Source organism: Rheinheimera sp. ATLC3, assembly GCF_059429535.1.
Genome location: NZ_CM182103.1, coordinates 3,789,884 through 3,810,349 on the forward strand (window position 1 = coordinate 3,789,884; position 20,466 = coordinate 3,810,349).

The 20,466-nt window shown below is 47.5% G+C and carries 18 protein-coding genes and 1 tRNA gene; 8 read left to right on the forward strand and 11 right to left on the reverse strand.

What is annotated here, in order from left to right:
- Position 1: 1 nt before the first annotated feature.
- From AC5SV9_RS17680 to AC5SV9_RS17690, 3 genes are all read right to left on the reverse strand, one after another.
- Positions 2-78, reverse strand: a tRNA-Val gene (locus tag AC5SV9_RS17680).
- Positions 79-205: 127 nt separating this feature from the next.
- Positions 206-1,213: a DUF3080 family protein gene (locus AC5SV9_RS17685; RefSeq protein WP_475149038.1), complete on the reverse strand. Its 1,008-nt coding sequence runs from the start codon at positions 1,211-1,213 to the stop codon at positions 206-208.
- Positions 1,214-1,217: 4 nt separating this feature from the next.
- On the reverse strand, positions 1,218-2,576 hold the full coding sequence (locus tag AC5SV9_RS17690; RefSeq protein ID WP_273021041.1) for an MATE family efflux transporter: 1,359 nt from the start codon (positions 2,574-2,576) through the stop codon (positions 1,218-1,220).
- Between the two features lie 59 nt (positions 2,577-2,635).
- On the opposite strand from AC5SV9_RS17690, the gene AC5SV9_RS17695 reads away from it, so the two are divergent.
- Entirely contained in the window at positions 2,636-3,268 is a 633-nt protein-coding gene (locus AC5SV9_RS17695) for a riboflavin synthase subunit alpha (protein WP_475149040.1), read from the forward strand.
- Here the strand turns inward: AC5SV9_RS17695 and AC5SV9_RS17700 are convergent.
- The 3 genes from AC5SV9_RS17700 to AC5SV9_RS17710 form a co-directional block, all read right to left on the reverse strand.
- On the reverse strand, positions 3,262-3,462 hold the full coding sequence (locus AC5SV9_RS17700) for a CPXCG motif-containing cysteine-rich protein (protein WP_134055668.1): 201 nt from the start codon (positions 3,460-3,462) through the stop codon (positions 3,262-3,264). The genes AC5SV9_RS17695 and AC5SV9_RS17700 overlap by 7 nt on opposite strands.
- 31 nt (positions 3,463-3,493) lie before the next feature.
- Positions 3,494-4,255, reverse strand: coding sequence for a pteridine reductase (locus AC5SV9_RS17705; protein WP_475149045.1), 762 nt, complete (start codon positions 4,253-4,255; stop codon positions 3,494-3,496).
- A gap of 94 nt (positions 4,256-4,349) precedes the next feature.
- The gene (locus AC5SV9_RS17710; protein WP_475149047.1) at positions 4,350-5,210 is read right to left on the reverse strand and encodes a fructosamine kinase family protein; all 861 of its coding nucleotides are present in this window, start codon (positions 5,208-5,210) and stop codon (positions 4,350-4,352) included.
- A 285-nt stretch (positions 5,211-5,495) separates the two neighbouring features.
- On the opposite strand from AC5SV9_RS17710, the gene AC5SV9_RS17715 reads away from it, so the two are divergent.
- From AC5SV9_RS17715 to rplT, 5 genes are all read left to right on the forward strand, one after another.
- Positions 5,496-6,740, forward strand: coding sequence for an EAL and HDOD domain-containing protein (locus AC5SV9_RS17715; protein ID WP_475149049.1), 1,245 nt, complete (start codon positions 5,496-5,498; stop codon positions 6,738-6,740).
- 197 nt (positions 6,741-6,937) lie between these two features.
- The gene (thrS, locus tag AC5SV9_RS17720) at positions 6,938-8,848 is read left to right on the forward strand and encodes a threonine--tRNA ligase (protein ID WP_475149051.1); all 1,911 of its coding nucleotides are present in this window, start codon (positions 6,938-6,940) and stop codon (positions 8,846-8,848) included.
- A gap of 39 nt (positions 8,849-8,887) precedes the next feature.
- Positions 8,888-9,430 carry a translation initiation factor IF-3 gene (gene infC, locus AC5SV9_RS17725; RefSeq protein WP_134055658.1) on the forward strand — a complete coding sequence of 181 codons (543 nt, stop codon included), beginning with the start codon at positions 8,888-8,890 and terminating at the stop codon, positions 9,428-9,430.
- Positions 9,431-9,518: 88 nt separating this feature from the next.
- Positions 9,519-9,716 carry a 50S ribosomal protein L35 gene (rpmI, locus tag AC5SV9_RS17730; protein WP_027672243.1) on the forward strand — a complete coding sequence of 66 codons (198 nt, stop codon included), beginning with the start codon at positions 9,519-9,521 and terminating at the stop codon, positions 9,714-9,716.
- Between the two features lie 17 nt (positions 9,717-9,733).
- Positions 9,734-10,093 carry a 50S ribosomal protein L20 gene (gene rplT / locus AC5SV9_RS17735; protein ID WP_008219135.1) on the forward strand — a complete coding sequence of 120 codons (360 nt, stop codon included), beginning with the start codon at positions 9,734-9,736 and terminating at the stop codon, positions 10,091-10,093.
- A 118-nt stretch (positions 10,094-10,211) separates the two neighbouring features.
- Here rplT and AC5SV9_RS17740 read toward each other — a convergent pair whose 3' ends face one another.
- The 3 genes from AC5SV9_RS17740 to upp form a co-directional block, all read right to left on the reverse strand.
- A complete protein-coding gene (locus AC5SV9_RS17740) occupies positions 10,212-11,318 on the reverse strand; it encodes an META domain-containing protein (protein ID WP_475149055.1) in 1,107 nt (368 codons plus the stop codon).
- 60 nt (positions 11,319-11,378) lie between these two features.
- Positions 11,379-12,275: an alpha/beta fold hydrolase gene (locus tag AC5SV9_RS17745; protein ID WP_475149059.1), complete on the reverse strand. Its 897-nt coding sequence runs from the start codon at positions 12,273-12,275 to the stop codon at positions 11,379-11,381.
- Positions 12,276-12,339: 64 nt separating this feature from the next.
- Positions 12,340-12,966: a uracil phosphoribosyltransferase gene (gene upp, locus AC5SV9_RS17750; RefSeq protein WP_475149061.1), complete on the reverse strand. Its 627-nt coding sequence runs from the start codon at positions 12,964-12,966 to the stop codon at positions 12,340-12,342.
- Positions 12,967-13,080: 114 nt separating this feature from the next.
- Between upp and AC5SV9_RS17755 the strand changes: the two genes are divergently transcribed.
- The gene (locus AC5SV9_RS17755) at positions 13,081-15,300 is read left to right on the forward strand and encodes a S9 family peptidase (protein WP_475149063.1); all 2,220 of its coding nucleotides are present in this window, start codon (positions 13,081-13,083) and stop codon (positions 15,298-15,300) included.
- Between the two features lie 44 nt (positions 15,301-15,344).
- Here AC5SV9_RS17755 and AC5SV9_RS17760 read toward each other — a convergent pair whose 3' ends face one another.
- Both AC5SV9_RS17760 and AC5SV9_RS17765 read right to left on the reverse strand, forming a co-directional pair.
- Positions 15,345-16,655 carry an HD-GYP domain-containing protein gene (locus AC5SV9_RS17760; RefSeq protein WP_475149457.1) on the reverse strand — a complete coding sequence of 437 codons (1,311 nt, stop codon included), beginning with the start codon at positions 16,653-16,655 and terminating at the stop codon, positions 15,345-15,347.
- A 60-nt stretch (positions 16,656-16,715) separates the two neighbouring features.
- Positions 16,716-19,313, reverse strand: coding sequence for a TonB-dependent receptor (locus AC5SV9_RS17765; RefSeq protein WP_475149066.1), 2,598 nt, complete (start codon positions 19,311-19,313; stop codon positions 16,716-16,718).
- A gap of 466 nt (positions 19,314-19,779) precedes the next feature.
- Here AC5SV9_RS17765 and psrA point away from each other — a divergent pair, with 466 nt between their 5' ends.
- Positions 19,780-20,466: a TetR family transcriptional repressor PsrA gene (psrA, locus tag AC5SV9_RS17770; protein WP_134055646.1), complete on the forward strand. Its 687-nt coding sequence runs from the start codon at positions 19,780-19,782 to the stop codon at positions 20,464-20,466.

Consider the following 20,466-nt stretch of genomic DNA (forward strand, 5'->3'; position numbering starts at 1 on the left):
TTGGTGCGTCCTAGTGGACTCGAACCACCGACCCCCACCATGTCAAGGTGGTGCTCTAACCAGCTGAGCTAAGGACGCACACTTTGGTTGTAGCGCAGTAGCGACAACGGCGGCTATGTTATTGTGCAGATGCCACCTTGGCAAGTGTTTTTACTGCTAAAACGCGAGTTTGCTGTATTTTTAGCCGTAAAAACGTAGCAGGGTGTTAACTTTTAGGGGCGAGCTGCAGCGGGCACTGGCTATTAAGAGTTTGCCACCAGCGTACATGTTCAGCCAGTTCGGCACGCATTTGCTGTAAGGTGGTGTCAAAACGCTGCGTAAGGGCATCACGCAAGGGGGTATCGGCATACAGCGCTTCTAACAGTGGCCACAGCTGCTGTTGGTAACTTTGCAGGTTAACGGTGTATTGCTGTACTTCAGCAATAAAAAACTTGTTGAAAATATTCGCCAGTATCTCCAGTTGTTGTTTATCCGGCCTTGGCTGGCACACCTGTTCAGGACTGATATCTGTCAGCATCTGATTCACCTGCGACAGCTGATGAGTGCTCTGACGCAGGCTGTACTGCAAACGGCCCAGAGTATTGTAGCGGTACAGCACTTGTAGTTGTTGCTCGATATCAACGTTACTGGCCGCCTGCCAGTTTTGTTCTGAGATAAATTGCTGTAACAGGGTAAGTTCAGTTAATGCCTGCCAGGTTTCACTAATGCCGGTTGGGGAGTTAATCGGTAAAGTTTTACTTACACCCAAAAGCTCTTTGCGCAGGGTGTCGTCGGTTAGTAGCATGTTGTTAAAGGCAACGCCAATGCTGTCCTGCTTTTGCTGATACACCTGCTGCAGCTGCGTCAGCAGGGCGGTGTTATCCCAGCTCTTGCTCAGGCATAGCTGCAACTGACTAAGAAAGCGCAGCTCATAACTGAGCTGCTTACTGGCACTATACACCTTACCAAGGCTGGAGTTGCGTTCACCTATTAAGGTATCCAGGCTGCAGCGGCGGGTGGCATAGGCATCGGTAATGTCCAGCCGCAAATCGGGCAGGGGTTGTTTTAAATCGCGTTGTTCGGCTAATTTTGCTGCGGCTGGCAAGCTGCTGTCTGGCGCAGTGGTATCCAGCACCCTGGCTAATCGCTGCTGATAATTGGTCAATGCTTTATCGCCGTTATAACCGCTGCAAGCTGTTAAACTCAGCAGCAGCGGTAGCAGCCAGAGCTTCATATGTTTACGCCGCCTTATGTTCCAGTTTATGTAAAGTACGTTTTAAGATCATAGCCAGCATCAATGCAGCTACGCTTAAGCCGGCAATAATACCAATCCAGAAACCATGGGGGCCCATGGGTTCTACCAGCCAGTCTGTTAAACCCAATACGGCGCCAAGGCCAAAGCCGATTGGCCAGTAAGCAATAAAGGTGATAAAAAATACCGGTTTAGTCACTTTCATACCCCGCAGTGCACAAGCAGAAACCACCTGAATGGCATCGGATACCTGATAAAAACAGGCCAGAATGAGCAGGGACGCTGCAAGCGCAATAACGCTGGCATCGGCAGAATACAGTGATGCTATGGTGCCACGCAGTAAAAAAGTCAGGCTGGCAATGATAAATGACATCATCACTGCAAGCACTATTGCTGTCGATATGGCTTTTTTCAGTTCAGTAAGGCTTTGCTGGCCCACTAAATGGCCAACGCGGATTGTTGTCGCCATACCGAGGCTAAGCGGCAGCATAAACACTATACCACTGTAGTTTTGCGCGATCTGGTGCCCGGCTACCATGATAGGGCCAAGATGCACTATGGCTAGCGGAATGCAGGCAAATAAGGTCACTTCAAAGAAGATTGAAAAGGCGATAGGGGTGCCGATGCTGACAATTTGCCAGCAGTCTTTCAGGTTTAGCCGGTAACTGTCGGGGTGAGTTTTGTAGCGCTGTGTGGTGCGGCTAAACCAGCCGTATACCAGGATGGCAATAAACATGGCAACAAACACCAGGCTGGTTGCTATGCCACAGCCCGCACCGCCAAGGGCAGGCATGCCCAGTTTGCCGTAAATAAACACATAGTTAGCCGGGATATTAACCAATATACCAACAAAGCTTATCCACATACTGGCTTTGGTGTTGCCAATGCCTTCAAACATACTACGGATAACCATATAGCCAGCCGCGGGGAACAGGCCGAAGCTGACATAATACAGGTAGTCCAGGGTTTTTTGCCTGAGCTCACTTTCCATCTGCAACAGATCAATTGGAGCCTGCACGTATAACATCAGAATAAACAATGCCGCGGCCAGCGCCATCGCCAGATACATTGCCTGCACGGTAAAGTGGGTTACAGGCTTTACCTGTTTACCGCCATAGTACTGGGCCACTATAGGCGTCAGGGCCAGCAGCAAACCCTGCATGGTCATCACCACCGGAAACCACAGGCCGGATGCAACAGCAATGGCCGCCATATCAACAGCACTGTAGCGGCCGGCCATCACAGTGTCGACAAAGTACATCAGCGTCTGGGTAAGTTGTGCCAGCACTATGGGGCCAGAAAGTTTCAGTATGGTTCTGGCTTCGAAGCGGGAAAAAGGTAACATAGCGGGTCTGTTGTATCAGCAGCGTGCAATGGCGCGCAATGTAGCACAATTGGGGGCTTATGTTTACCGGAATAGTTCAGACCAAAGCTGTGATAACACAAATTCGTGACGAAGTGGCGCTGCGGCGTTTGACCATAAAACCCGGTGCTGAATTTTTGCGCGATTTAAATCGTGGCGCCAGTATTGCCATTAACGGTGTGTGTTTAACGGTTACTGATTTTGATAGCGAAGCAGGTTGGGTTAATTTTGATGTGATTACCGAGACATTAGCTAAAACCAACTTAGGCAAGCTTATCGTTGGAGATGACGTTAATTTTGAACGCTCGCTAACATTTGGTAGTGAACTTGGAGGCCATATTGTATCTGGCCATATCCAGACTACGGCGAATATTGTGGCTGTACACAGACAAGGCAATGATTGCTCTATGCAGTTGGCACTGGCTCCGGAGCATATGCGTTATGTGCTTAGCAAAGGTTTTATTACTGTGGAAGGTTGCAGCTTAACAGTGGGTGAAACCCTGTCTGATGGTTTTATGCTGTACCTTATCCCCGAAACGCTGGCAATCACTACCTTAGGGCAAAAAAGGGCTGGCGACACTCTGAATATTGAGCTCGATCAGCAAACCCAAACCATAGTGCAAACCGTCGAGCGGATTATGGCCGAACGGTTTGCACGCCAGGCAGATCAGTAATACTGCTCATCATCGGCATCTATAAACAGCTGTACACTGTGGTGCAGCTCGTCTTTATGCACTCTGATATGAATAGGGTTACAGCAATTCGTACAATCTTCGGTGTAATCCTGATCATCATCGGTCACTTCAACACTCAGGTGCATAGCATGACCACAAAACGGACATTCGATGGTTTTACTCAGTAAGTTCATTATGTCTCCGTCAGGTTATGTAAGCCTTTATTCAGGCTTTGGTTTGACCACCTAAACTGCGCCCGCCGTCTACTGCTATAACTTGTCCGGTAATGTAGGGCGATTGCAGTAAAAATAACAGCGTTTGGGCTATGTCTTCTGGCGTGCCTAATTGCTGCATCGGAATTTGTGCCAGTATGGCAGCTTTCTCCTGCTCTTTAAGTACGACAGATTGTTCGGGCGGCCATAAAATGGCGCCAGGTGCAATAGCATTGACTCTAATTGTAGGCGCTAATTCCCGGGCAAGAGATTTTGTCATCATTAGAAGCGCCGCCTTTGCCATACAGTAAATACTATGCTGCGCCAGCGGTTGCTGTGCATGTATATCAACCATATTTACTATGGCACCCTGACGCTTACTAAGTTCAGGCACCAGAGCGCGGCTTAGAAAGTATGGTGCTTTGACATTGGAGCCAAATAAGTCCTGCCAGTCATCCAGCGAGGCTTTCGCAACCGGCGTTGCATAAAAACTGGAAGCATTGTTCACCAGCGCGTCCAACCTGTTAAAGCAAGCGAGCACCTGTTGCACAAGTTCGGGCCAGTAGGCTTCGTTTAATAAATCTGCTTGCACGACAGCGGCACTGTGCTGCCGTTGCAGGTTTAATGACTGTGCAAGTTCGTCTGCGTCAGCGCGTGACTGCTTGCAGTGAATAATAACTCTGTAACCCTGGCTGTGAAGAGTTTGTATCATTTGACGGCCAAGCCGTTTAGCGCTGCCAGTAATCAGTGCAACTGGCTGTTCAGAGGTAAGCATTATTAAGTTTCCGTGAAGTTAAGCGGGAAAGTGTTGTATCTCTACCCGGTGCACAGCATATACGGTTGTAGTATTTTTTTGATCACTGTGCGGGTCAGCTAAACAGTTGTTTAATCATCTCTTGTGCTTGTACCAGATAAGCCCCACGAAATAAATACGCATGGTTTAGCACATGATAAAGATTATAAAGATCTTTACGTTCGGTGTACGCTTTATCCAGCGGGTAAAGTTCCTGATAGGCTTTGTAAAAGTGTTCAGGGAAGCGCCCGAATAACGTGGTATAGGCCAGATCTGCTTCCCGGTCACCGTAGTAACAGGCGGGATCGAACACGGCGGGGCTATCGCTGACAAAACCAATATTACCCCGCCACAAATCACCATGCAGCAAGCTTGGAGGCGGCTGGTAGTTCTGCAGACGTTGCCGGCATTGCTCTACCAGATAATCAATTTTGCCAAACCCAAATCCCTGCTCTAACAACAATTGTAACTGCCAGCCAAGTCGTTGTTCAGAAAAAAAACTGCTCCAGTTTGCCTGCCATTTATTCGGTTGTGGCGTGGTGCCCAGGCTATTGTCCCAATCAAAACCGTACATGGCCTGATCATGCTGTTTATGCAGCAATGCCAGTTGCTGGGCCAGATGCTGCCAGCCTTGCACCGTTTCACCACTAAATGGCATGTACTCCAGAACCAGAAAGGCCTTATCTATAGTCTGGCCGGCGCAAATTACCTTCGGAACTCGGATGCAATGGGCTTGTTGTAAGGCATGCAGGCTTAACACTTCGGTTTCAAACTGTTCTGCCTGCTCACGTTGGTTTAGTTTGACAAAAAACTGCTGGCCTTTACCGCTTACCCGCCAAGACAGGTTAATGCTGCCACCGGTCAACTGAGCTTTGCTTTCAATCTCAAAATCACTGTCCAGTTCACTGTTAATATGTTCAGCAATAGCCTGCCACATGCGTGCTCTCCTTATCTGCGCCGTGCTTTGAAGTATGGTCGATAAAGCAGAAATTTCACTGATCGCAATCATATAACTTTAGCGTATTTAATAATGTGTTTGCTTACTCTATTGCAGGGCCTGAACAAAGGTGACTTCATTTCATTTTTTAAAGACTGTCGAGTGATGTGGTTTAGACAACCGTATTGTTATGCCTATACTTACGCATAAAAAATTGTCAGGCCTATGGCTGAAGGGTGAAGCATTTGTCTGTCGCTGTTCGATTTTTTGATGCTGGAGATACAAATGGCGTTTTCTTTTGATGATGCATCTATAACCGCTCAGCAGCTACAGAGTTTGTTTGCTGCTCAACCTATTTTCGACTCTGCTAACCAACGCGTTGCTGTCGAATTACTGTACCGCAGTGATACGGGAGTAAGTGCGTTAGAAATTGGCGATAGTAAAGCTACCTCTGAACTTGTTTATAATTTGTGCAGCGGTATTTCAGCGCAGATAGCGCAATACAATGCGCCGGTTTTTATCAATGTTGACGCTGACTTTTTGATGTCGGGCAGCTTTTTGCCACTGGAACCTGACAAAGTTGTAATTGAGCTGGTCGAACGTATTACACCAACGCCTGAATTTGTGGCTTGTGTTGCAGGATTAAAACAACGCGGATTTAGTTTTGCACTGGATGATTTTGAGTTTACAGCAGATTGGGATCCTCTTATCGAATTAGCTGACATCATAAAAGTTGATATCTTACATAGCTCTACAGCGATGATTCTCGAACAAATGCAGCGTTTAAATAGATTTTCCGTCCGATGGCTGGCCGAGCGTATTGAAACCCCGGAACAACTTGAGCAATGCAAATCACTTGGTTTTACGATGTTTCAGGGGTATTTTCTGGCCCGGCCTGAACTGGTAACCGGCAAGAAAGTCCCCGTTGCGACATTGAGGCTGGCAGATTTAATTGACAACTTGTTCCAGCCAGAACCCGATATTGCCACACTTACAGCGCAATTTGCCGATGAACCCAACTTGGTTACCGGTTTATTACGTATTGCCAATAGCCCCCTGTATAGAAAGACCCGTGAAGTTAGCTCAATAAAACAGCTTATTGTGTGTTTGGGATTGGACTTGGTTAGAAAATGGGTATTAATGTTTTCTGTGCTTAAAAACTGTAACTCTGCGGCTGCCAGTCTGGTTTTAACCCGGGCTTACACAGCACAGAGACTGGCTGTTGATTGGCATTTAAGTGACATTGAGCAAAGTAAATATTTTCTAACGGCGCTGATCTCCGGCGTAGATGTATTGTTTGGAGTTCAACCGGTTGAATTTGTAGCAGGTTTAAATGTGGCTGAAGATATAAAACAGGCGATTTCATCAGGTATTGGTGGGGCAGCAAAGGCTGTAGAGATAGTGAAAAGAATAGAACAAAGTTACTCGATGAAAATGTTGGCAGATGACCTGAATAAAAAGTACTTTAGTTTTTATAACCAGCAGCAGTATACAGTGCAGCAAAAACTGAGTTTGTTTGCTGGCAATTAGGCCGCTCTTTCGGTAATTATGGCTTTTAGCCGCTACGGACACCTGTTACTATAGCCGCCGATTTATTCGCCTTACTGATAACCGTATCTTATGACTTTTCGTGTAAGTCATTAACTGATGCCGTTACAGTGAGCGCTAACTCTTTTTAATTAAACATGTGACCCTTGGTATGGGCCACCACTGTATAAGGATTTATCATGCCAGTTATTACTCTGCCTGATGGCAGCCAGCGCGCTTTTGATCATGCTGTTTCCGTTATGGATGTTGCCAAAGACATTGGCCCCGGTCTAGCTAAAGCCACCATCGCCGGTAAGGTGAATGGCCAGTTAGTCGATGCCTGCGATCCTATTGAAACTGATGCCAGCTTAAGCATTATTACCAGCAAAGATCAGGAAGGGCTGGAGATTATCCGCCATTCTTGTGCGCACTTATTAGGTCACGCCATTAAACAGCTGTGGCCAAATGTGAAGATGGCTATCGGTCCGGTTATCGATAAAGGTTTTTATTATGATGTCGATTTGGATCACCCAATCAGTGCCGAAGATTTAGCTGCACTTGAAGAGCGTATGCACGCGCTGGCGAAGACCGAATACGACGTTATTAAAAAGAAAGTCAGCTGGCAGCAAGCGTTTGATACCTTTAAAGCGCGTGGCGAAAGCTACAAGATGGAAATTCTGGAGCAAAATGTCGCCAAAGACGACCAGCCTGGCTTATACCATCACGAAGAATATATTGATATGTGCCGTGGCCCGCATGTACCAAACATGCGTTTTTGCCAGCACTTCAAAATTATGAAAGTGGCTGGTGCTTACTGGCGCGGCGACTCAAAAAATAAAATGCTGCAGCGTGTATATGGCACAGCGTGGGCAGATAAAAAGCAACTGGCTGCTTACTTACTGCAGCTGGAGGAAGCCGAAAAACGTGACCACCGTAAAATCGGTAAAGCACTGGATTTATTCCACTGGCAGGAAGAAGCGCCTGGCATGGTGTTTTGGCACAATGACGGCTGGACTATTTATACCGAACTTGAAAAGTTCGTGCGTGAAAAACTGCGCAACTTCGATTATGACGAAGTAAAAGGTCCACTAATGATGGACCGCAGTCTGTGGGAGAAATCAGGCCACTGGGATAAGTTTGCCGGCGGCATGTTTACCACTGAATCCGAAAAGCGTGAGTACGCCATCAAGCCGATGAACTGCCCGGGTCATGTGCAGATTTTTAATCAGGGGTTAAAGTCATACCGTGATTTGCCATTGCGTATGGCTGAGTTTGGTTGCTGTCACCGTAATGAGCCTTCAGGTGCGCTGCATGGTTTGATGCGGGTTCGTGGCTTTACCCAGGACGATGCGCATATTTTCTGTACTGAAGATCAAATCACTGCTGAAGTCAGTGGTTGTATCGATATGGTCTATGAAACCTATAAAACTTTCGGTTTTGATAAAATCGTGGTCAAGCTGTCAACCCGGCCGGAAAAGCGTGTTGGGTCAGATGAAATCTGGGACAAGGCTGAGAAAGCACTGGCGGATGTGTTACAGGATAAAGGTATTGAGTTTGAATACCTGCATGGTGAAGGCGCGTTCTATGGCCCGAAAATTGAGTTCACCTTGCATGACTGTTTAGACCGTGCCTGGCAGTGCGGTACCGTGCAGCTGGATTTCTCGATGCCAGCACGTTTAGGCGCATCTTATATTGCAGAAAGTGGCGAGCGGCAGATCCCGGTGATGATTCACCGTGCTATTTTAGGTTCACTGGAGCGTTTTATTGGTATTCTGATTGAAGAATATGCCGGTCAATTCCCAACCTGGTTGGCACCGCATCAGGTCGTGGTGATGAATATTACCGATAATCAGGCCGAATATGTACAGAATTTAGTAAAAACTTTCAAATCTCACGGTATTAGGGTCATAAGTGACTTGAGAAATGAGAAGATAGGCTTTAAAATTCGCGAGCACACGCTTAAGCGCATTCCTTACCTTGTTGTCGTTGGTGATAAAGAAATGGAAGCCGGTGATATTGCACTGAGAACGCGCAAGGGTGAAGACTTGGGTAAAATGTCTGTAGAAGCTTTTGTAGAACAGCTGACTGCAGAAATAAAAGACCGCGTCTGAGCCATTTAAGCGAAAGATTAATTTTCGGAGGAACATACTATTAAAGTAGGAAAGAAAACATTACCTGCAAACCGTCCTAACAGGATCAATGAAGAAATAACAGTACCAGAAGTACGGTTAATTGGTTTGGAAGGTGAGCAGCTGGGTGTAGTACGTATCGCTGACGCCATTACCATGGCAGAAGAAACCGGAGCCGATTTAGTAGAGATTAGCCCGACAGCCGAACCGCCAGTTTGTAAGTTGATGGACTACGGTAAGTTCCTGTTCGAAAAGAGTAAAGCTCTTAAAGAGCAAAAGAAGAAGCAAAAACAGATCCAGATTAAGGAAATTAAATTCCGGCCTGGAACTGATGAAGGCGATTACCAGGTAAAACTACGCAACCTGCGTCGCTTCATTGAAGAGGGTGACAAAGCTAAAGTAACGCTACGTTATCGTGGTCGTGAAATGGCGCATCTTGACATCGGTATTGATATGTTAAATCGGATTAAAGAAGATTTAGCTGACATTGCCGTGTGCGAATCTTTCCCTTCACGGGTGGAAGGTCGCCAGATGATCATGATGCTGGCCCCAAATAAGAAGTAATAAGTGCTTTCAAGTGTAACCCTGCGCTGTAAAGGGCAGGGTTGACGCCTTATTATTCGTTGTAATTTAACAATGCGAGTTTTTAACTATGCCAAAGATGAAAACCAATAAAGGTGCTGCGAAGCGTTTCAAAAAAACCGCTTCTGGTAGCTTTAAACGTAAGCAATCACACCTTCGCCACATCCTGACGAAGAAGACCTCTAAGCGTAAGCGTCAGTTAGGTCCAAAAACCTTAGTCGCTAAAGTAGACATCGCCGGCTTAGTCCGTTGCATGCCTTACGCATAATTAATTAGGAGTCTGACATGCCAAGAGTTAAACGTGGTGTAACGGCGCGCGCGCGTCATAAGAAGGTGTTAAACCAGGCTAAAGGTTACTACGGTGCCCGCAGTCGTGTTTATCGTGTTGCTTTCCAGGCTGTAATTAAAGCCGGCCAATATGCTTACCGTGACCGTCGTCAGCGTAAGCGTCAATTCCGTCAACTGTGGATTGCGCGTATCAACGCTGCGTCACGTATGAACGGTTTATCTTACAGCCGTTTCATTGATGGCCTGAAAAAAGCCTCAGTGGAAATCGACCGTAAGATCCTGGCTGACATCGCCGTATTCGACAAAGCAGCATTTACTGCTTTAGTTGCTAAAGCGAAACAAGCGTTAGCAGCGTAATTTACGCGCTAAAGAAACAGCCACCTCAGGGTGGCTTTTTTTATGCCTTGGTTTTCCGGCAACGAGTAATAAAAAACGCCTGCTTTAAGCAGGCGTTTTTTATTGGTAATACAGGCAATCAGTTTATTGCTGGTTTGAACTGCAGGATAAGTTGATTGTTTTTGAACAGCTGCAAGGTATCTCCGTTTACTTCGGCGCGGTCAGCGGATTGCAGAGACTGGGTAAACTGCTGTTCCAACTCACTGCTATCGGCACAAAATTTACGGGTGCTTACCAGTGGTTGCACACTTAACTGGCTGGAGCGCTGCTTATAGCTGCCATTGAAGTTATTACAACCCGCAAAGCCATATAAACGTTCATTGGGTTCGAATATTACCCGGACATTGAGTTGCTGTGGCACATACCTGTTGGCCAGCTTCTCCGCGCGCCAGACGATACCCTGCATTTTGCCAGGTTGTAATTGATCCGGGCAGGCAGCGCCTGGCCAGAACTGTTCAAACTTGTCGATAAACAGCGTATTGGCCTGATCATCCTGACCTCTGCGCCCGAGCAGCGTAACGATAACATTATTGCCTTTTAGCCGTTCGTCCTGCTGGTATTGGCGCATTACCGGCAAATGGTGCTGGGTATTAGCGACCGTCAGGGTTTCGCCGCTGGCGCAGCTGGTAAAGCTAGCCTGACTATCGTTTAATGTATACAACCCCAGCATGGCCTGCCGTGTGTCCAGTTTTCTAAACTCTGCCTCACGTTGCAGCTGGTAATTCGTATTAGATGTAATAGGTTTACCGCTCAGATCAAGCATGGCCAGTTGGGTGTTCGACAAAAAGTGAAACGCTGGCAGGGTTTGCTGCTGATTCACTAAATGCAGGCTACGCTTTTCCAATAGCCAAATGCCCCTGATGATACTTATCTGGTTGCGTTCCAGATACTCCTGTCGTACCGCAAAGCGGCCATCACGAAACAGGTTTATATGATACGAAATGCCGGGGCAATCGGCGCACGGTAAGGTACCGCTGAACGTCATATCAGTATCGACGAAGATATGCTCGAAATCTGTTGCTAATGATTCTGCAACGGCGTCGTTTTCAACAACAACTTCTTCCGGTTCTGAAGGTTTAATTACTTCTGCCGGAACAGCCAGGGTTTCAACTTCTGCTTTGCGCTCATCAGGCAACTGACTACAGGCAGACAACAGCATTGCAACAACAAGTAGGCGCTTTTTCATCCGGAGTTCCAGGTTAAAAATTTTCGCTATTATAGCGGAATTCTTAACTGGCTTTAACAGCTATTTCAGCGGTGAATTCAGTTCGCTTATCGCAGTTTTAACATAAACAGCAGCTTGCTCTGGTTGCTCTTGCATAAAGCAGTGTCCGCCTTTAACTTCTGTAACACTGACGGCCTTGTTACACCTTTGCCATTTGCCCAGCGATTTAGCAATAAAAGGATAGCTTTTGTCACCATAAAATACCTTTACCGGTGCGCAATGGCGTGCAAGCTGGTGCCAGAGTTTGTGCGGGTACGAGGCGAAAATATCGGCTTCGCGCTGTGGTAAACATTTAAGGCTTAGTCCATGCTCACTGGGTTTTAACGCATGGTCGATATAGGCCGCTAAGGCATCCGGATGCCAGTTAGCGAACATGCCTCGGTTTGTCAGATAGTTGACGGCACTTTGTTTGTCAGGCCAATGCTGGCGGCGGCGCAGTGCTGCCCTGGCCATTGGGTTTTTATGATACAGCCGGATGCCGCTAAGGGCGCTGATCGCCGTTAGCATGGCTGGCGTAAATAATACCGGGTCGAGCAATACTATACCGTCAAAAGGGCTGGCCAGGCTGGTATGAATAAGCGCCGTTAGTACACCGCCAAAGCTGTGACCGACGCCGTATACCGGCATAGCATGGTATAGGTGCTGATGTGCAGCCCATGCTTGAGCGGCCAGTTCTGCGCTTTTGTTCCAGCCGACAAAAGCACCGCCATGGTCACTGTCGCCGTGGCCCTGGGCGTCGGAGAGAAATAAGTCAAAGTCAGCAGCAAGCCGCTGCAGCATTGGCTGGTACATCCTGCTGCAAAAACCATTACCGTGCAGCATATGTAAAACGGCTTTGCCGCTTGCTTCAGTGCGGTACCCGCGCAGGGTGAAGCCCTGCGTGGTTTGATAAGACCAGGGGACTAACTGCAACATCATATCCTTTAGTTATTTTTCAACTAAAGGTGCCATGACAAACGATGCAGGGCAAGCCTGAAGCATGCTATTTCGTGCCAAACAGCTTGTCGCCAGCATCTCCCAGACCCGGTAAAATATAGCCGTGCTCATTTAAACAGCGGTCGGTTGCCGCGGTATAGAGTTCTACATCAGGATGAGCCTGCTGCAAGGCCGCTATGCCCTCAGGTGCAGCAACCAATACCAGGGCTTTAATACGGCTCGCACCGTGTTTCTTCAGCAAATCTATTGTTGCAATCATAGAGCCGCCGGTTGCCAGCATGGGATCAACCACTATCGCCAGACGCTGGTCTAAATCGGAGGCGAGTTTTTGAAAATACGGTACCGGTTGTAAACTTTCTTCATCGCGGTACATGCCAACAACACTTATTCTTGCGCTTGGCAGCAACTCTAACACACCATCAAGCATACCCAGGCCGGCCCGAAGAATAGGAACTATTGTTACTTTCTTGCCCTGAATTTGCTCAACCGCAACAGGCCCACTCCATGTATCTATGGTCACGGTTTCAGTCGCCAGGTCTTGTGTTGCCTCGTAAGTCAATAAACTGCCAAGCTCAGCTGCAAGCTGACGAAACTGCCTGGTGCTGATGTCAGCTGCGCGCAATAACCCAATTTTATGCTTTACCAACGGATGGCTAAGCTGATGTACTGTCATAACGTATTCCTCTGTTTAACGCAGCTAAGCATAACGCAATCTGCTTTTACTTGCAGTTTCTGCTCAGGCGTTATAAAAACAGTGCCATTTATTCAGCGATAACAGGATTAAGCTATGCGGATTAAGATGCCAGCGCAGTTACTGGCAATATGTTTATGTTTCGGCGGAGGGGCTATGGCGCAGGCAAAACAACTTGAATTAGAACGTTTGTTCGCTGATCCGGCGCTGAGCGGGGCAACACCAAGGGCGTTAGCAATGGCGCCGGATGGTAGCCGTGTCACTTACCTAAAAGGCAAGGCTGAAGACGCCAACAGGCTGGATTTATGGGAATTCAATATCAAAGCGGCTAAGCATCGTTTATTGGTGAATGCCGACAGTTTAGTCAGTGGCGCTGAAGTGCTATCAGATGAAGAAAAAGCCCGCCGCGAGCGTATGCGGTTATTTGCCTCAGGCATTATCAGCTACAGCTGGGCCAAAAACAGTGATGCGCTGCTGTTTCCGTTAAATGGCGACTTATATTATTACCAGCTAAAAACTCAGTCAGCGAAAAAACTCACTCATACTGAAGCGTTTGAAACTGATGCAACTATTTCGCCCAACGGCCGCTATGTTGCCTTTATTCGTGAACAGAACCTGTTTGTGCTGGAAATCGCGACCGGTAAAGAAACCCAGCTTACGTTTGACGGTGGTGGCGTAATTAAAAATGGCATGGCCGAATTTGTTGCGCAGGAAGAAATGGGCCGCATGACCGGTTACTGGTGGGCGCCGGACGACAGCAAGATTGCCTTTACCCGTACCGACGAAAGCGGCGTGGCAGAAGTCGTGCGCAATGAAATTTATGCCGATGAAATTAAGTTATTTAATCAACGTTACCCTTACACCGGCACTGCGAACGCAAAAATACAGCTGGGTGTGGTTAGCGTTGCCGACGGCAAGGTTAACTGGTTGCCACATGGAGAGAATGACGATATTTATCTGCCGCGTGTAGAGTGGACGAAAAATGCCCGTTATTTAAGCTATCAGTGGCAAAGCCGCGATCAGCATAAGCTAGAACTGCGCTTAGTCGATCTGAGCAATAACCAGCAAAAAGTACTGCTGACTGAAACAAGCAACACCTGGTTGAACTTGCATGATGACTTACATTTTTTGAAAGATGATAAGGGTTTCATCTGGGCATCTGAGCGTGATGGTTATAAACATCTGTACTACTACGATTTCGACGGTAAATTACAGCGCCAGTTAACTCAGGGTAACTGGGTGGTAGATGAACTGGATGCCGTTAACGAAAAGCAGGGCATGGTATATTTTACTGCGCGCAAAGATACACCGCTGGAACGTCATCTGTACCAGGTTGGCCTTGGCGGCGGTGATATCAAACGCCTGACAACTCCAAACTATGACCATGCCCTGGTAATGGCGAAGGATGGCAGTAGCTTTATTGACAGCTTTTCGAATGTGACCACGCCTAACAAAGTGGCACTGCGCGCTCTGGACGGCACCATTCTGACCTGGCTTGAGCAAAACGAGCTGAACGAAACTCACCCGCTGACCCCTTACCATGCCCAGTTAAAAGCACCGCGTTTTGGCACGATAAACGCAGAAGATGGCCAGACCATGCATTATCGGATGTTTGAACCCGCCGCACTTGAACCCGGTAAGAAATACCCGGTGATTGTCAGTGTATACGGAGGGCCGCATGCCCAACGGGTAACCAACAGTTGGAGCGCACGCGACCTGTATCTGCATTATCTGGTGCAGCAGGGTTATCTGGTGTTCCAATTGGATAACCGTGGTTCATATAACCGCGGCAAGGCATTTGAAGATCCTATCTATAAAAAATTAGGCGTGGCTGAGATTGCCGACCAGATTAGAGGCGTCGAGTATCTGCGCAGTCTGCCATATGTTGATGCCGGTAAAATTGCCATTTATGGCCACAGCTATGGTGGTTATATGGCGATCATGGCGATGTTTAAAGCATCTGATTATTTTGCTGCCGGTGTATCGGGTGCCCCGGTTACCGACTGGGCATTGTACGACACGCATTATACAGAACGTTATCTTGGTCATCCGGATGAAAATGCCGCAGGATATGAAGCCAGTGCAGTGTTCCCTTATGCTGATGGTTTAAAAGGTAAACTGCTTATTTATCATGGGATGGCGGATGACAATGTACTTTTTACCCATAGTACTAAGCTTTACAAGCAGTTACAGGATAAAGGCCTGCTGTTTGATATGATAAATTATCCGGGGAGCAAACATTCTATGTTTGGCCAGCCGGTGCAAACACATTTACATAAAAGCATTACCCGCTTCTTTGATGAACATCTGAAATAACAAAAAAAGCCGGTACGCTGTACCGGCTTTTTTCTTGTCCTGTCTCAGCTGTTACCCTGAATATGGTAGCTGACCTGCGCCCGTGGGTTCAGGTATTCAGCAACCTGTTGTGGCAGCGACTGAATTTTTATTACTTTGCTGATGTTAAGTTTGTCTGGTTCCAGCGTCAGAATGGGGGCTTCCAGCCTCGGAACATCAGCGTCATATACCAGTACGTTTGGGCACAACAAATTCTTACTGTTCACAGACATGACGATACCAATACGCTGATCAGATAGCTGTACTATAGTACCGGGCGGATATACCCCCATCATTTTGATCATCACTTTCATTTCGCGATCAGCCAGTTTGCCTTTCATTGTCCGGTACATGTAAGACAGTGCATGGTGTGGTGAGCGTGATTTACTGATATCAAGCGGATGGCACAGATTGTCAAACTCGTTTACCACGGCAACAATTTTCGCCAATGCGTCGATGCTGCTCTCTTTTAGCCCCTTAGGGTAGCCGCTGCCATCAATATACTCGTGGTGTTGTTCTACAATTGGCCAGGCTTCAAGTGGAAAGTTATCTGTTAGCCCCACCAGATCTACACCGTACTTGGTGTGCATTTTCAGAAGATTTTGTTCTGGTGTTGTCAGCGGCGTGGGTTTTCGCAAAATTTGGCTTGGGATCTTAATTTTACCAATATCATGAAACAGTGCACCTATCCCGACAGTTTTAATTTGCTCTGCGCTTAAATTAAGGTTCTTAGCCAGCATCATCGATAAGGTTGCGACGTTAAGCGAATGATAATAAAGGCCTTCTTGCTCTTTGTTCGCAGCAGAAATCAGGTGCAGTACCAGCGAGTCGGCATTTAGCAGCACATCGGTCATTGCGCCTATCAGGCTGCTGGCATCGTCAATAGCATTCAATGGCCTGCTGCTAAGCTTACTCATTATGCTTCTGACTTGCAGTAACGACTGTGCAAATGCTTTTTCAGTGCGCTGAATATCCCGCCGGTGCGCTTTCGCCTGTTCAATACGCTGCATTTTATCTTGCTGCATTTTTATTTGTGCTTCACTGGCAGCCATATTGAAGCTTGCCGCATCTTCATCGTTAAGTTCAGGCGGCATCTCTATTTTCTTGCTTTTATCCGGGTAAAACAGCACGTACTCTATATCAAGCGAGCGGATAATTTGCAGTTGTTGCATGTTCTCAATAATCATATTGCCGGACAGGAACGGATGTTTCATCCAGGCTCCAGGCAGTTTTACCGCATAACCCAGTTTTAAATCAGCAGGTTTAATTTTTAGTACAGACAACCACAGTACTCCGAATTCGTTCGTTCTAGTTAGTTTAAGCTTGTTGAGTGACAATACCAGTGACACAGAACAAAAAAGGCCAGAAAATTCTGGCCTTGTTCCATTCATCTGATATCAGAAGCGGATAGTGTACCGCACTGTCCACAAGCGGCCAATCCAGTCGTGTACTGAACTGGCGTAACCGTTTGTCGGTGATGATGCATATGGCGGCTGTTTGTCTGTTAGATTACGCACCGACAACAATAATGATTGGTTATCATTTATGTCATAGCCCAGGCTGCCGCTGAATATCAGCCAGGAGTCGACGGTTTCATTATCAAATTTAAAGTCGCCATCGCCCAGAGAGCTTATGTAATGTGCTGATACACTGGCAGACCAATTGGCCATGGCCCAGTCAGCACCAAAGTCAGCAACTAACTCAGGGCGTGCTATTTCTGCTGCGCCGCTTAACTTACCAAGTAAATCCTGTTTCGGGCTGTCGGCAGTGATCTGACGCTCGTAAGAGAATGTCTTGGTTGCGTTAGCGAACAGATCAAAGCTACCGGCACGGCCGGCATCCAGCCGGTAATTGACTTTAACGTCGACACCATCAGTTTCCTGACTGCCTACGTTGAAAAAGCCGGTGCGTAAAAATACCAGATCATTACCGCTGTCAATCACGCAACCAAAAGCGCCTGCCAGTTCGGCTTCACTACCAACAACCGGGGCACTGCCGCTGACACAGGCGCGAAGAGTGGTGTTCGCATCAACATCAACAATGTCGGTGTGCTCGTAGCGCCAGTAATCGACAGTCAGTTGCAGATTGTTGGTCAGGTTCCAGGAAGCCCCCACGTTAACTGCTTCGGAATTTTCAGCGTCCAGGCCGGTATTGCCAAGTGTTTCCTGATCAAATTCAAGCTCACCAAATTGCGCACCGAAGTCACCGCATAAGCCGTTAAATGGCTGATCAGCACCGCAATCGATGTAATTTGCGGTCAACGACGTGCCTGCGCCAAGCTGAGACAGGGAAGGAGCTCTGAAGCCAGTGCTCCATGATGCCCGCAGGATAAGATCATCCGTTGCGCGATAACGCAGAGACAGTTTTGGATTAACGTCGCCACCAAAGTCACTGTAATGATCGTAACGCACTGCAGCTATCGCATCCAGGCTGTCAGTGATCGGCACATTGAATTCACCATATACAGCATACTGATTGCGGTCTGCTTTAGCGTCTGAAGCACCAAGGCCGTAAATGCCGTCGCTTTGCGCCACGGCTGCAGGATTATCGGAGATTTCTTCGCTACGGAACTCGCCGCCGAATACCGCACTGACAGCACCAGCCGGCAATTCGACAGCCAGATTGCCTGCAATGTTGAAATCCAGCGACATCACTTCTGACTCGCCTTTACGCGGTGCAAGTTCACGAACCGATGCCAATACCGCATCGTTGTTATCACGGCCTAAATTAAACGGGTTGTAACTGCCATCTGCTATAGCAGCGTCTAACTTATCTTTGCCGATATAGCCGGAAACATGGGTAATTTCATTGTCAGTTTTGCCGTAAATCGCAGCGGTTTCCCACGACCAGTCAGCAAGTTCGCCTCTTAACCCCGCTAAAACACGGTAAGAGGTGGTGTCGTAATCCTGAATGCGGCGCTCGGGGAAACGTGAACGCACACGAATACTGTCAATGCTGCCATCCTGCGCATTTGCCTGTGCGAAACGTTCAGGCACAAAGGCTGAATCGCCCGCGATATCAATATCAAATGATGCTGCTGAATCGTAGGCAGAACCGGTGTTATGCTGATACATCGCTTCAGCAAAGAACTCTTTGCCCTCATTGAGGCGGTACACGTGGTTCAGCGTAGTGCCAAAAGCCGAGGTATCGGGCTGAATAGCGCGTTGTATAACATAATCAAAGTTACAGCGCGTGCCGCCGTTACGGGTATCGTCGCCACACCAGTCTTCGGCATAGTCAACGCCGTCAACAGTGACCCGGGTGTTTGATTTGAAAGTAACATCAATGGGTCTGTCACTATTGAACAACGCTTTACGGTCGAAATAGTCCACTACCAGAGTGGTGTTGCTGTTGGCGGTGTTAAAACCGCCGACATAAGTCAGGTTATAGCGGCCAAAGTCACTGTCTTTAGTATCATCACCATAAGATGCCGATACTTCATGACCTTCGACATCTTGGCGTAAGATAAAATTCACCACACCTGCAATGGCATCAGAGCCATAAACCGATGATGCACCGTCGGTAAGAATTTCTACCCGCTCCAATGCTGACATGGGGATAGCATTTACGTTAACAAAAGAATCGAATCCGTTAGTAAATGAATCGACAGCTACCCGGCGGCCATTCACCAGCACCAGTGTTGAGCTGCTGCCCAAACCGCGTAAGCTGACTCCCGCAGACCCCGCCGGGCTGCCATCGTTGCCACCAACGCCACCATTTTCTGTAAAGGTGCCGGCACTGGAGGCTTGTGGTAAATCACGCAGGAAATCACTCAGTGTATTGTAACCGCGGGAGGTTAAATCATCCCGGTCAAAGATCTGCACCGGGTTGGCACCTTCAAGGTCCACGCCTTTTAAGCGTGATCCTGTGACCTGAATTTTCTCAATGTCTTTTTCTTCAGCGTTGTCTTCAACAGACTGGGCGTGGACGCCAGACATGGCAAGTAACATGGCAATACTCAGGGTGGATAGCTTCATTTTTGCTTTAATAAACATACACATTCCTCTGGATAGTAAACGCCGCCTTACAAGGCGGTCTGATTAAAAAGCAGTAAAATGCGTCGAAGCAAAGTCAAAGCAGCATAGGCATAGCAGATGCCACTAGCGTTATAGCAAGTTGGCAACGGTCAAGATTAGGCTGAAAACTACAGATCTCTGCCTGACGCAGAGGGAGAACTAATTATTGAACCACTCGGACAAGTAGTAAGGAGAGACGTAATAGCCGTAATGATTGACAGCGCATTTTTGCATCGTTACGTCTCCTGTGTTGATAAAGCGGATGAAGTGACAGTTAAATTCCAGCATCTGAGAGTTTCTGTCAAGCTTTTTTCTGTAGCAGCAGAAAATGTCCCTTATTTGGCTTACAGCATGGTTTCAGGTAAGACCAGTTGTTGATTTGTCTCTTGACACTTTTCAAATTCAAACGTACATTTCAAACACCTGTTTAAATCGTGGTAAGGTTATGCCAAATAAACACAGCACTCAGTATAAAATTCTTGATGCGGCGCAGAGTTTATTTGCCGAGACCGGCTTTAATGACACCTCTTTGCGGCAAATCACCAGCCTGGCAGAAGTGAACCTGGCGTCGGTGAACTATCACTTTGGTTCAAAAAAAGAGCTTATTCAGGCTGTTTTGCAGCGGTATTTGATAGTACTGATGCCAAGGCTGGATCAGGAGTTCACCCGTTTACTGGCGGCACAGCAGCCTAATAACCTGAACCAGGTCTTGACGGTATTTGTCAAACCGCTGCTTGAACTGAATAAAGTAAACCAAAACGGAACCCGTATTTTTTTGCAGCTGCTAGGCCGCGGCTATGCCGATGTGCAGGGGCACTTACGCTGGTTCTTTAATCACCATTATGGGCGGGTGCTGGATAAACTGGTACTACTGGTACAGCAGGCTTGTCCGGATTTACCGCCTGGTGAACTGTTTTGGCGGTTGCATTTTTCACTTGGCACTGTCGTATTTACGATGGCGTCGAATGAGGCTCTGGCTGAAATTGCCCAGGCCGATTTTAATGAAAAAGTCGATATTGAAGGTGTAATTTTACGCCTGATACCGTACTTGTCAGCAGCTATCGCTGCACCTGTACCAACTGTTTCTCAAATAAGTCAAACCGCGCCCATGCTGGCGAGTGAAGGAAGGTAA